Annotated in this window: 11 protein-coding genes; 8 read left to right on the top strand and 3 right to left on the bottom strand. The window is 44.3% G+C overall.

What is annotated here, in order from left to right:
- The first annotated feature begins 1 nt into the window (after position 1).
- The 4 genes from pepT to MKY84_RS02645 all read left to right on the top strand — a co-directional run bounded on the left by pepT (position 2) and on the right by MKY84_RS02645 (position 4,541).
- Positions 2-1,228: a peptidase T gene (pepT, locus tag MKY84_RS02660; protein ID WP_342527564.1), complete on the top strand. Its 1,227-nt coding sequence runs from the start codon at positions 2-4 to the stop codon at positions 1,226-1,228.
- 15 nt (positions 1,229-1,243) lie between these two features.
- Positions 1,244-2,089, top strand: coding sequence for a multidrug resistance efflux transporter family protein (locus tag MKY84_RS02655; protein ID WP_342527563.1), 846 nt, complete (start codon positions 1,244-1,246; stop codon positions 2,087-2,089).
- Between the two features lie 158 nt (positions 2,090-2,247).
- Positions 2,248-3,204 (top strand): calcium/sodium antiporter, encoded by a 957-nt coding sequence (locus MKY84_RS02650; RefSeq protein WP_204591648.1) that lies wholly within the window; start codon positions 2,248-2,250, stop codon positions 3,202-3,204.
- A 308-nt stretch (positions 3,205-3,512) separates the two neighbouring features.
- Positions 3,513-4,541, top strand: a complete 1,029-nt coding sequence (locus MKY84_RS02645; protein ID WP_342527561.1) for an aromatic acid exporter family protein — start codon at positions 3,513-3,515, stop codon at positions 4,539-4,541.
- A gap of 81 nt (positions 4,542-4,622) precedes the next feature.
- Here the strand turns inward: MKY84_RS02645 and MKY84_RS02640 are convergent, their stop codons facing one another.
- Together MKY84_RS02640 and MKY84_RS02635 are read right to left on the bottom strand one after the other, a co-directional pair.
- On the bottom strand, positions 4,623-4,982 hold the full coding sequence (locus tag MKY84_RS02640; protein ID WP_204591650.1) for a hypothetical protein: 360 nt from the start codon (positions 4,980-4,982) through the stop codon (positions 4,623-4,625).
- 54 nt (positions 4,983-5,036) lie between these two features.
- A complete protein-coding gene (locus MKY84_RS02635; protein ID WP_058384748.1) occupies positions 5,037-6,203 on the bottom strand; it encodes an IS256 family transposase in 1,167 nt (388 codons plus the stop codon).
- Between the two features lie 307 nt (positions 6,204-6,510).
- Here MKY84_RS02635 and MKY84_RS02630 point away from each other — a divergent pair, with 307 nt between their 5' ends.
- The 4 genes from MKY84_RS02630 (at position 6,511) to MKY84_RS02615 (ending at position 11,376) form a co-directional block, all read left to right on the top strand.
- A complete protein-coding gene (locus MKY84_RS02630; RefSeq protein ID WP_342527558.1) occupies positions 6,511-7,065 on the top strand; it encodes a TetR/AcrR family transcriptional regulator in 555 nt (184 codons plus the stop codon).
- A 22-nt stretch (positions 7,066-7,087) separates the two neighbouring features.
- Positions 7,088-10,117, top strand: a complete 3,030-nt coding sequence (locus MKY84_RS02625) for an efflux RND transporter permease subunit (RefSeq protein ID WP_342527556.1) — start codon at positions 7,088-7,090, stop codon at positions 10,115-10,117.
- 167 nt (positions 10,118-10,284) lie between these two features.
- A complete protein-coding gene (locus MKY84_RS02620; RefSeq protein ID WP_342527555.1) occupies positions 10,285-10,959 on the top strand; it encodes a hypothetical protein in 675 nt (224 codons plus the stop codon).
- Between the two features lie 12 nt (positions 10,960-10,971).
- On the top strand, positions 10,972-11,376 hold the full coding sequence (locus MKY84_RS02615) for a VOC family protein (protein WP_342527554.1): 405 nt from the start codon (positions 10,972-10,974) through the stop codon (positions 11,374-11,376).
- A 667-nt stretch (positions 11,377-12,043) separates the two neighbouring features.
- Here the strand turns inward: MKY84_RS02615 and MKY84_RS02610 are convergent.
- A complete protein-coding gene (locus MKY84_RS02610) occupies positions 12,044-13,204 on the bottom strand; it encodes a substrate-binding domain-containing protein (RefSeq protein WP_342527552.1) in 1,161 nt (386 codons plus the stop codon).
- Between the last annotated feature and the right edge of the window lie 99 nt (positions 13,205-13,303).

Raw genomic sequence — 13,303 nt, 5'->3', positions numbered from 1 at the left:
CATGAAACACTCACTCATCGACCGCCTAACGCGGTATGCAAAAATTGATACACAATCTGATGCAGCCAGCACAACAACACCTTCAACTGAAGGCCAATGGGACTTGTTGCACCTGCTTCAACAAGAACTAGAAACAATGGGAATGACGGAAGTTTCTCTAGATGAAAACGGCTATCTCTTTGCCACACTTCCAGCAACGACGGATGAACCACTACCAACTATCGGATTTTTAGCGCACGTAGATACAGCGACTGATTACACAGGCAAAGATGTAAAACCTCAAATCGTTGAAAACTACGACGGGAACGACTTGGTGTTGAACGCATCTACAGTCATGAAAGTAGCAGACTTCCCTGAACTGACGAAGTATCAAGGGCATACATTGATGACCACCGATGGGACAACTCTTTTAGGTGCTGACAACAAAGCTGGCATTGCCATTATTTTGACGGCTATGGATTACTTCTTAGCAAACCCTGAAGTGCCCCATGGTAAAATTCGTGTTGGCTTCACACCTGACGAAGAAATCGGACGTGGACCTCACAAATTTGATGTAGAAGCATTTGGTGCAGATTATGCTTACACGATGGATGGCGGCCCTCTTGGAGAGCTTCAGTATGAAAGCTTTAATGCAGCAGGTGCCCGTGTCACGACTCACGGCGTCAGCGTTCACCCAGGGTCTGCAAAGGACAAAATGGTCAATGCCATTACAATGGCCATGAAGTTCCAATCCCATATGCCACCTCAAGAAGTTCCTGAAAAAACTGACGGCTTTGAGGGCTTTGTGCATTTAATGGATATACACGGAAAAGTTGAAAAGACCGTAATGGATTACATTATTCGTGATTTTGATAAATCAAAATTTGAAGAAAAGAAACAACGATTCCACGATGCTGCCCAAGCAATCCGCGAGCAGTATGGAGACTCAGCGATTGAAGTAGAACTGAATGATCAGTACTACAACATGGGTGAGAAAATCACACCGGTGATGGAAATCGTGGATCAAGTCAAGACGATTATGGAAGACCTTTCGATTGAACCCTTGATTATTCCGATTCGTGGAGGAACAGACGGTTCTCAGCTTTCTTACATGGGGATGCCGACACCAAATATCTTTACAGGTGGCGAAAACTATCACGGGAAATTTGAGTACGTATCCATTGAAAATATGGAAAAAGCTACTCAAGTCGTGCAGGAAATCGTTAAACGTGTAGCAACCACTAACTAAAGGATGGGATGGGCAATGAAGGCAATAGGCTTGGGGATTTTGTCAGCGCTGTTTTTTGCGGTTACGTTTGTATTAAATCATGCAATGGAACTTTCAGGTGGTAGTTGGATGTGGAGCGCCTCACTCCGCTACTTCTTCATGGTTCCTTTCCTGCTTGTCATAGTCGCCTTCCGAAAAGGCCTTCCCTCCCTTACATCCGATATGAAAAGTGCTCCAAAGCCTTGGCTGCTTTGGAGCTTTGTTGGATTTGTGCTATTTTATGCACCGCTTACCTATGCGGCTGCGTTTGGTCCCGGATGGCTTGTTGCCGGCATGTGGCAGTTTACAATTGTTGCAGGTATCTTACTGGCACCGCTGTTCCTAACATCAAACGGAACTCGAGAATCGATTCCTCGAACTGCTCTTGTGATTTCGGGCAGCATCCTCGTTGGGATTGTTCTTTTGCATCTCCCGCAAGCTGAAAGCGTTCCACTGTCTGTACTTTTGCTCGGTTCGTTGCCTGTCATACTAGCCGCTTTTGCCTATCCACTTGGCAATCGCAAGATGATGCTGCACGTCAGTGGCCGACTTGATCCCTACCAACGCGTACTCGGGATGACCATCGCTTCTCTCCCAGCATGGATTGCGCTTTCCATCTACGCGTTCTTTACTGTTGGACTCCCTTCTGGCAGCCAAGTATTTCAATCCTTTTTGGTCGGAATCAGTTCAGGCGTCATTGCCACTGTCCTGTTTTTCATGGCTACTGAATTAGTCCGGCACAATCAAAGTCGCCTCGCTTCTGTGGAGGCCACACAATCGACTGAGATCCTGTTTGTCGTTGCTGGAGAAATGGTACTTCTTGCCCTTCCACTATCAGATTGACTGATGCCCCGTAATCCCACAGATAAAAAATAATGGAGCCGTATTCGTCAATCATTGTGACGGCTTTTTATGGTTTTCACCCTAGTTTGAAGGGTATTGGCATAGAAGAGAGTAAAGTCGATTAAATGTCTTTAGTATAGGAAGGAAGTGAGCAACAATTGACTTATCTTTTATTATTGGTAGGATTTGCTCTTTTAGTTAAGGGAGCTGATTATTTTGTGGAAGGCGCTTCAAAAATAGCGCAAAGCTTGAGGGTGTCGCCTTTATTGATCGGCTTGACGATTGTCGCATTCGGTACAAGCGCGCCGGAAGCGTCGGTCAGTTTTATCGCAGCGTTCGAAGGAAACAGTGATGTGGCGATCGGGAACGTCGTCGGCAGTAACATCTTCAACATCACTTTCATCTTAGGGGTGACAGCCCTCGTTTTCCCTCTGCTGGTCCAGAGTGAGACGATCCGGAAAGAAATTCCCTTCGCCTTACTGGGCTCCGTTGCCTTGCTGCTGCTCATCAGCGACATTCAACTTCAGGCGTTGGACAGCAATCTCATCACAAGAACAGAAGGCATTATGCTGCTGCTATTCTTCGCGGTTTTCCTTTACTATATCTTCGAAGTGGCAAGGAAAGATCGCCTGAACACAGAAGAAAATCCCGTTGACTCGGCGAACATATCCAAGTTGAAAAACTCGCTCTTAACAATCGGCGGACTTGCCGGCATCGTGTTCGGCGGCACCCTCGTCGTCGACAACAGTATCGAGATCGCTCTTGCACTCGGTATGAGCGAGACTTTGGTCGGCTTAACGATAGTTGCCGTAGGTACTTCGCTTCCTGAGCTCGTCACCTCTGTAACCGCAGCTTTGAAGAAGCAGGTGGACATTGCTCTGGGGAATATCATCGGCAGTAATATCTTCAACATTTTCTTCATCTTAGGAACCTCAGCAGCCATCAGTCCTTTAACTGTCGATTCGAAGATATTTTCGGATGTATGGCTGATGATCGGTGTGACAGTCCTTGTGATAATCCTTGCGAGAACCAAGTACAAGATTTCAAGGATCGAAGGTTCGGTTTTAGCCGTCATTTATATCGTTTATGTCGTTTATATTATTTTGAGAAATTAAACGGCAGAGTTATAGATAGGGGCTGTCCCAAAAGGTCGTGAAAATGACTTTCAGGGGCTGTCCCTTTTTACATTCAAATGATAATGGATTCACCATGCATTTAATTTAAAGAAATGAAAGTGCGTGTGACAGAGGGAGGATTCGAATAAAACCGATTCACTTTTGACATAATGTCTATCGCAATTTAAAGTTTAATTAGACATCATTATATTCACTGGATAATATTTATCTAATGAAATCTGGTGAGAGTAAACGATCCTGGAGACTGGAAATGCATTTCTCCAGTTCTTTATTATCTGAAGGGAGAAATGGATATCACTTTTGGTCCTCGCATTTTTAAAACTGGCGTAGCAGTTATAATTGCCATATACATATGTGGATTTTTCGGATTGGACAACATTGCGTTTGCAGCTGTTGCAGCTATTTTAGCTGTACAGCCATCGCTATACCGGACTTGGAAGCACTTGCCTGATCAATTGATCACAAATACGCTGGGTGCATCCATCTCGTTGTTTTTCATCTATTTTTTAGGCGAAAATCCTATCACCATCGGTTTAGTTATCATGATCATGATTTCATTAAGCTTGAAATTAAAAATGGATAGCACAATTCCGCTAACTCTTGTAACGGTAGCTGCGATCATGACTTCCGGTGCAGGTGAGGATTTGTACTTTGCCCTGGAAAGATTTTCGGTTATTTTAATAGGAACGATTTCTGCTATATTAGTTAATCTCGTTGTTTTTCCACCGAAATATAAAAAGAGCTTTTCAACTAACATCCACTCAGCTTTTCAGCAAATGTCATTATTATTAAGGACTGCAATTTCAAATGAGCTGACAGAAGGTTCCAATCAGGATCTTTCCCGTAACTTTAAGAAAGAACTTGAAAACTTAGTGGAGCAATTCAAATTGTTTGATGAGGAAAGAATCAAGTTCGGAAAATCACGAACAAAGCAATTGAATGACAGGGAAATGATTGTTTTCAGGCAGATGCTGAAGACATTAGAAGAAGGGAATCAGCTTCTCGAAAAAATTGATGACCACTACTTTCAGAGTAAGTCTGAAAAAAGCGTCAATCAGTTATTTGATCAGTACCTGGAAGAATTGATTAAATATCACGAGTATCTATTTTTGAAATATCAAGGCAAGATCAAAGAATTTCAGCATTCAGACGCAGATATGTTAAACCGAAGAAACGAATTTTATGATTCAGTGCTTTCCCTGTCTAAAGAAAACCAGGAGAAAAACATTCGATTAATGATTGTAGCATCCGCTCTTTTTGACTATACATTCCATCTCCACCGCCTGGATCAGCTGCTGAACCAGTCGCAAAAATAAGGTAAATAATTTATTTAGTCCGGATTGAGTAAAAGGAATAATAAGGAGCAGTGCCAGGGAAGTTACTGGCGCTGCTCCTTTCTAATTTATCTTCCCCAACTCATCCAACAGCGCTCTCCGTTTCGGATACATGAACTGCAGCTCTTCAATCAACCCTGCCGCTGATTCTGTAAGATGTTCCACAAACTCCCGCTCAAAATAATCAAGCCCGCGGTTATAAAGCTTCGCCGGCACCTGTTTTTTCAGATTGCTTAAGTTTATGAGAATTCCTCCTGGGTTGATGATAACGTGTTGAGGTGTGGGGTTGAATAGGGAGTTCTTTTGGGGAGGATGACGGTCTATAGGGAAGAAAATATCTTCTATTAGGTTGCGGCTGCATATGCGGGGGGCATTTCTGTGAATTTCATGTGTTTTTGAGGGGTTTAGGGTAGCTTTCTGCATAGGCGTGAGTCAAGTCCGAACGATTGTGTAAAATTAGCTACACTGTTTCTAACCTTATTTTGTTAAGCTCTTTTTCTGGCTATAAAGCGTCTTCTCCTGGTGCATGAGGACAGCCCCAATCAGGCGGAAAGCGGATTGCGTATTCGGAAAGATTCGGATGACACGTTCTCTGCGGCGAACCTCCTGGTTCAGGCGTTCCAAGGAGTTGGTGCTGCGGATGTGGACGTGGCGGTTCACGGGCTCGTTCATGTATTGGATCGTGTCATCAAAGCCTTCATCCAAGATAGCGAGTGCTTTTGCATACTTAGGCTGGTCGGCGAAAGCGGTGAACAGGTCCTCTTTGAAATTACGCATATCCTCGATGGTCACTGCCTGAAAGAGGCGTTTCAGCTGAAGACGAAATTCTTCTGAATCTTTTTTCGGTAATTTATCGACGATGTTGCGTTTGAAGTGGACGTTACAGCGTTGCCAACTCGTGCCGATGAATTCCCGCTGGATCGCTTTTTTCAACCCCTTATGGGCGTCTGAAATGACGAGCTTGGGCGACTGGAGCCCTCGGGATTTGAGTTCCTGGAAGAAGCTTTGCCAGCTTTCGAAGCTCTCCGCGTGATCCACTTTCAGCCCCAGGATTTCCCGGCGGTTATCTTCGGTTATAGCCGTGGCGATATAAACCGCTTTGGAAACGACACGGTTGTGTTCACGCACTTTGATGTACATGGCATCCACAAAGACATACGGATAATAGGTGACGTTCAGTGGCCGTGCGGCCCACTCCTTGACGACCGGATCCAGTTTGGTCGTTAACGAAGAGACGAACGACTTGGAGACGCTTTCCCCGCACAGCTGCTCGACAACATGTGTGACTTTGCGCGTGGAGACACCGTTAACGACCATTTCCAGCATCGACAGCATGAGCGCTTGGTCACAGCGAGCGAATTTTTCAAAGGCAGAAGTGGAGAACTCACCGCTGCGCGTGCGCGGCACTTTCAGTCGGATTTTTCCGATTCCGATCGTGTAATCCCTTTCGTAATAACCATTACGTTGGTCAAGACGCTCAGATGAGCGTTCATAGCGCTCAGCTTGCAGGTATTCGTCCCGTTCATTTTCCATGTACGCATTCAACACCAGAACTACCGACGATTTCACGACGGCTTCCATGTTCGAGTTCAAGACAGAGTCTTTCAATAAATCCATATCTACGCTAAAATTAAGGTGGGTCATCATCAATTCCTCCAATGTGATCGTGGTTGTGAACATTGTAGCACAGGGATTGATGGGGCCCTTTTTCCTTTTACACAATTATATGGACTTAATCCACTACCAGCACCCATCGCTCTTTTAGGGATGGGAATTATCATTATCGGCCTTGTCCTACATAGCCTCCACACCTTGTGGGAGCAAAAAAAACACAGCGCTTCGATTGCCAATCACACCTCTGATTAGAGATGTGATTTTTTGTTTGACAAATGTTCTACAGAGGGTGTACATTCAGAGTACTCACGGGTACTCAAAAGAAAGGAGGTCCTCTATGTCCGAGCAAGAGCTCCGCTCACGAATCTTATTTGCAGCACTCGAAACCTTTGGTAGAGAAGGATTCTTTGAGGCTAAAATGCTTACAATTGCACGTCTAGCGAAAATTTCTAAGTCTACACTCTATGCGATGTTTCCTTCAAAAGAAGAACTTTATACAGAGATGATGAAATTCACATTCTCACTTTTCTTATCCTCTATTCATCAATTGATTGCCCAGCAAGTGTCTTTCGAAGAGACACTTCGAGCCATCACAAAGATGCATCTTCAAAACACTTGGAAACAACGTCATCGTTCCGGCATGTATCTACAATTGAATCATAAACATGAAGAGGCGATGGATGCACTGATGGCTTTTATTGAAGAATACATTGAGACTGTTCAACACTTTTTTGAACGCTATGAAATTGAAAATGCTTCTATAAAGGCAAGACTGTACGTAGGAATGCTCGATAGTTTTCGCAATGAAATCTTTATGGATCCCTCCTTCAACGAGGCTCGTTTAGAGGAAATCCAACAACAAATCGATCAAATTGTAGTGAACGGATTTTAACAACTTTTAAGGAGGAGCCACTATGGGCTGGATTACACGGTTTAGTTTACGCAATGCCGTTGCTATTTTCATCTTTTCGTTTCTATTAATCTTACTTGGAATCTTCTCATTCAGTCGATTAAAGATTGATTTGCTTCCAAACATTGAGTTCCCTCAATTGTCTGCTCAAATCGTTTATCCAGGGGCTTCACCAGACGCTGTAAATGAACAGGTCATCACCCCTTTAGAACAAGCTTTTGAAGCGCTTGAGGGTGTGCAAGAAATCCAAAGTGCTTCATATGACACGATTGGTGTTATTAACCTAGTGTTCCCGTTTGATACGGATTTGGACCGACTCGAGCAACAAGCCGATACTGCGATTGCAGAAGCCGGTTTGCCAGAAGAAGCTACTGTTGAAATCAGTCGTCTTTCATTCGGTGCTTTTCCGATCTTTAATATTTCTCTCTTCGGTGAAGAAGGTGTCGATCTAGATGAGCTTTTAGATAGCGACGTTATTCCTGCGCTTGAAAAAATTCAAGGAATCAACTCGGTCTCTGTGGGGGGTCTTACCGACTCAGAACTTCAAATCACAGTCGATCAAGAAGCTGCACAACAAGCAGGCCTGACACTGGGTCAAATCAAAGATCAAATTGATCAGAAGTTTTTTAGTTTTCCAGCGGGCCAAGTTCAGCAGAACGATATCACAATCCCCGTCAAAGTGGAGCAAGTTTTAACGTCTATCGAGGACTTAGAATCTTTGTCTATTGCCAATTCGTTTGATCCAAGTGCACCTCCCGTCATTTTGGGAGATATCGCAACAATCGAAGAAGTCCAGACACAAGAAGAGATCACTCGTTACAACGAAGACGAAGCCTATTCGATGGCGGTGACCAAGAAACAAGATGCCAATACCGTCGAAGTAGCTGACCGCGTGTTGCAGGTGTTAGATGACTATGAAGGAGAACTTTCCTACTCCATCGGCTTCAACTCAGCTGAAGGTATAGAAAAATCTGTGGAGACTTTGGTAAAAGAAGGATTATTGGGAGCGTTATTTGCGTCCATCGCCGTGTTAATTTTCTTACGTAATTGGCGTGCAACCATTATCGCCATCATTTCCATACCCCTGTCTCTATTAATAGCTGCGATTTTCTTGAACCAGCTCGGTATTACACTGAACATCATGACGTTGGGTGGGATGGCAGTAGCTGTCGGCCGAGTCGTCGATGATAGTATCGTCGTGATTGAAAACATATTCAGGCGCCTTCGAAAACCAGGTGTAGAACTAAACAATGAAATGGTTGAGACCTCTACGAAAGAGATTTTGAAAGCCATCACGTCGTCAACCATCACGACTGTAGTAGTTTTTCTACCTCTTGGATTTGTAAGCGGGATTACAGGTGAGTTCTTCTTACCATTTGCCTTAACCGTGGTCTTTTCATTATTAGCTTCACTTGTGGTGGCCATCACCATTGTGCCTATCCTGGCGAAGTTCTCATTCAAGAATATAAAACAAGAAGAAAAAGAAGATGCTTTACAACGTCAGTACAGCCGAATGATTGGCTGGGCCCTTCGCCGAAAATGGCTTGTTCTGATAGCCTCTCTTGTGCTGCTTGGCGCGTCCTTTGCAATTATTCCAAGACTTGGGTTCACATTCATTCCGGATGAAGAGTCTCGACTTGTTCAAGCAAGTATTGAGCTACCTTCTTCGACAACACTGGAAAGAACCAATGAAGTTTCACTTGAAGTAGAGGAATTATTGCTTAGTTATGATGAAGTTGACAGCGTAACGACTTCAGTTGGCGCACGTGATTTTGCCACGGGTATTAAACTCGTCAACCGAGCCGGTTATTTCATTTCCCTTTCTGGCGATGCGGATTTAGACGGATTTTTAGACCGTGTGACAGCTGATATGGAAGAACTGGTCCAAGGTATCAATGACCAGACGACTGTTGCTGTTTCAGAAGTCTCTACAGGTGGACCACCGACAAATAACAATGTGGTCGTTGATTTATTCTCGACCAACCTAGAAGACTTGGAACAGACAGCTGCTGAAGTGGAAGCTCTGCTTGCTGAACGAGATGACTTGAAATATGTCAGCAATAACTTCTCAGAAAAACAACAGCAGTTGATTGTAACAGTCGATACAGAGGCTGCAGATGCTCGTGGCATTTCTGGGTTCCAGATTCTCGGTGCCATCTCAGATCAGACACGTCCCGTTGAACTTGGAGAACTTCAGATTGGTGAGGAACGTCCTTCCGTCCAGTTATCCTACGACGAAGGCATCACGTCTCCCGAAGAGATTGAAGCATTGACACTCTTTACAGCACAAGGACCGGTTACTCTTTCTGAAGTGGCGGATGTGGAACAAGTAGAATCGTTCACCTCTATTCAAAAACTGGATGGCCGTGAGTTCGCTCGAATCGAAGCACAAGTGAACGCCGAGAATATTCGCGCTGTTTCAACAGACGTCCTTGCATCCGTAGAAAGTGAAATTGATTTACCTGCCTCTGTTTCTCTTGAAGGTGGCGGTGGTAGTGATGAGACAGTTGAAGTGTTCCAGCAGCTCGGAATTGCGATTTTAATTGCCATTGGTTTGGTTTACTTGACGCTACTGATTACGTTCGGTAAAGCACGTATCCCGTTCGTTATCTTGTCTTCCCTACTATTTGTTCCGATTGGTGCATTGTTCGGTTTATGGATAGCTGGAGAGCCTCTATCTGTAAGTGTGATGATCGGCTTCTTGATGTTGATTGGAATTGTCACAACAAACGCGATCGTTATGGTGGACCGTATCAATCAAAACCGCTATGACAAAGGGATGCCGATTCGTGAAGCGTTGATTGAAGCAGGAAGAACCCGTTTACGACCAATCTTGATGACTGCTTTTGCAACAATTGCAGCGCTGATTCCGTTGGCTCTTACAACGTCTTCCGGCACGCTCATTTCCAAAGGGTTAGCCATCACGGTAATTGGAGGATTAACTTCCTCTACTCTTTTAACTCTTATCATCGTTCCCGTAATCTACGAATTTTTCTTCTTCCGAGATGTTCGAAGAGAAGCGAAAAAAGCATAACAAAAAGCGCCGACCCGAGTGGTTGGCGCTTTTTCTCACAATTCGAGGGGGTGTGAGAATCGTGTCCTTTGGAGAAAAGCACGATAGCTTGTTGACCTTATGGTAATGATAATCATTTTCAATTATAAAGTCAAGCAACTTTCTAGTAAATCTTTTATACTGAAGCTATGTTAACTACTTATCAACGCCAACAACTCTTACAATATAGTGTTTATATGCAGCCAGCGGGCCCTGTCCTCTTTCACACAGGAGAATGGAAAGAGCATCTAGCAGACGTTCAAGAAATCATTCAGGCGCCACATCGCACAGCTGCAGGCTCTTATTTGACACGACGACTAGGAATGTTTCTATCCATGCAATTTTGGAACCTGACACTTTATGATGAGCATTGGACTGGCTCCTCCTCAGATTTGCGATGGATGGTTGTCAGAGAATTTGGCAATCCTGCCATCAGCGCATATATACAAGAAGAAGACTGGACCCCACTCGCTACTCACGAAGAGCGGCAGCAAGCGATTCGTTCCATCTGGCAGTTTGCGAGTGACTGTATAGACTCGTTAACCAGTTCCCCTGCCCTTCAAAAGATTCACTGGGAAAATATTTTTGGTTACATCGTTTGGCACTACTCAGTGTTTTTACAGCAATCTGATTTTCGTGAAAAAGCTATACAAGATTGGGTGATGCTTCAAGATCCTAACGTGTGGGAAGGTGCTGCCTATTTCGCTGATTTTGTACAAGGTCGCTCTCCTAACGAGCTCATTCGAGTCCCTGTACGCACCACTTGTTGTTTAGCAAAAGATATTCCTGGGCAATTAAAATGTGGATTTTGTCCACTCAATTAGGAGGAGATCAGTATGCCAATTATTGCTTATTTAAATTTTAATGGAATGACGGAAGAAGCTGTTCATTTTTATCACCAGGTATTTGGCACGGACACACCGCAGATTCAATACTTCCGTGATATGCCCGGTCACGAGAGTGATTCCCAGCTTGAGAACCGTGTCTTACATGCAAGACTAACCGTCCATGGCACGCCGCTTTATTTTTCAGACTCTATGCCACAAAATCCTGTCTCACACGGGGATGGTATCACGCTAGCTATTGTGTCGGATGACGCAGAGCTGCTGACCTCTGAATATAATAAATTAGCCGAAGGCGGACGTATCTTGATGCCGCTTCAGGATACGTTTTGGAGCAAAGCATACGGTATTGTAGAAGATCGTTACGGTATACAATGGCAGATTAACCATGAAGAGTAACTAGATGTGGAGAATGCTGCTCTAGGAACTCCGAGAAAATCAGGCGTGCCCGTGGAGGCGTTCTTTGCCTCTGCGGGTGCGACTGATTTTGGAGCGTGTTTCTGGCGTTCGTAACTTGATTGCGTCTAGATGTGGAGAATGCTGCTCTAGAAACTCCGAGAAAATCGGGCGTGCCCGTGGAGGCGTTCTTTGCCTCTGCGGGTGCGACTGATTTTGGAGCGTGTTTCTGGCGTTCGTAACTTGATTGCGTCTAGATGTGGAGAATGCTGCTCTAGGAACTCCGAGAAAATCAGGCGGGCCCGTGGAGGCGTTCTTTGCCTCTGCGGGTGCGACTGATTTTGGAGCGTGTTTCTGGCGTTCGTAACTTGATTGCCTCTAGATGTGGAGAATGCTGCTCTAAAAAAGACCTCGAGGTTGGGACAAAAATAAATCAGCAAGTTCTCTAGGGTGAATTCCAGAGAATTTGCTGATTTTTCGTGTATATTGAGTTCCGTTCCGGGGCTGCGTTCCGGGGGCGCGCTGTGAGCCTCCTCGTCGCAGGCTCCTGCGGGGTCTCACATTCCGACTTTTGATCCCACTGGAGTCAACCCCTACACTCCACTCAACTTTCTAACTAGTGAGCTTTATTACTATAGTTTGTCCCAACCTTGTTTTTTTCTTACACGATCTACTCTCCGAAACTCTCTTCCACTGGCACATATCCTGCATGCTCCACTAACCGTTGTCCCTGCTCTGAAGCGAACCACTCAACAAGCTGCCTGGTTTCTTCACTGCTATTTTGAGTCGTGATAATAAAGAATTCTGACGTTAATGGATAGCTTCCGTCGCGAATTGTTTCCCGTGTTGGCTCTACGCCATCAATCGATAAATAGTTGATTTGATTGTTGCGGACCATTTCCTGTCCATAAAAACGAAACGTATACCCAATCGCATTTTTGTGATTTCGGTATTCGGAAACCTCTTCGATAATGCCTCCCATACCGGTCTCGATGTTTTCGACAGGCGCTTCCATCACCGGCGCGTCTCCCATAATTTTCAATAATGTAGTTTGACTACCACTGTCTTCAGGTCGTTGGAAGGCTCTGATTTCTTCATCTTCTCCTCCAAGTTCAGACCATTGCGTAACCTCACCACTATAAATACCTTGTATATCTTTAAACGTCACTTCAGTCACTGGATTATTCGCGTGGACGAAGAAGACAAAAGCTTCTTTACCAATAGGTGTCATAGTCAGTTCCAACCCTTTTGCCTTAGCCGTTTTCAGCTGCCCTTCTGAAGGACCTGCTACAAAAATAGCGTCTACACGTCCCTCGAACAGATTTGAATACGCATCAGGCGTTGTATTGACCATTACTTCACTACTGTAAGGATCATAATAATTTTCTGGGTAAATCATTTCTGCAGCAGCCGCATATAAGGGATACAAGGCTGTTGCTCCATCTAACCTTGGCAACTCCCCTGTTAAAGTTAGAGTCGCTTCTTCGCTTAATGATTTCACTTGCGAATCTTCTTCAAACGGCATGTAATGATAAATATCAACTTCTGCAGACACTGTTGGAATCGAATCAAGATAGAGGTGATACATCGGGTAGATTAAACTGGCAACGAAAATCAATGCTAAAGCACTAGTTGTTTTTTTCTTATTTCTTATCGACTTTCGGTGATAAAGTTGTACAAATAACACACCAATCAAAACGACACCAACGCCTAAAGGGAGTAACCACTCTGTATTCCCCGACATCAGTAACAGAAACGCAGTATAGAGCCCACCGATTACCAACCCCCATATAACAAGAAAATATGTAATAATTCCAAGAGCTGAATTCATGTCATTGTCCCCTTTTTTTCTCTTTTCTATGTGAACTGTTTCAAGTTGTAAAAGGTTCCCAACTAACGAAAAAAGTCACCCCCTGAGAGGTGACTGATA

The organism is Chryseomicrobium sp. FSL W7-1435, assembly GCF_038595005.1.
Lineage (GTDB): Bacteria > Bacillota > Bacilli > Bacillales_A > Planococcaceae > Chryseomicrobium.
Note: the sequence above shows the minus strand (reverse complement) of the source record. Positions and strands in the feature narration are given on the sequence as shown.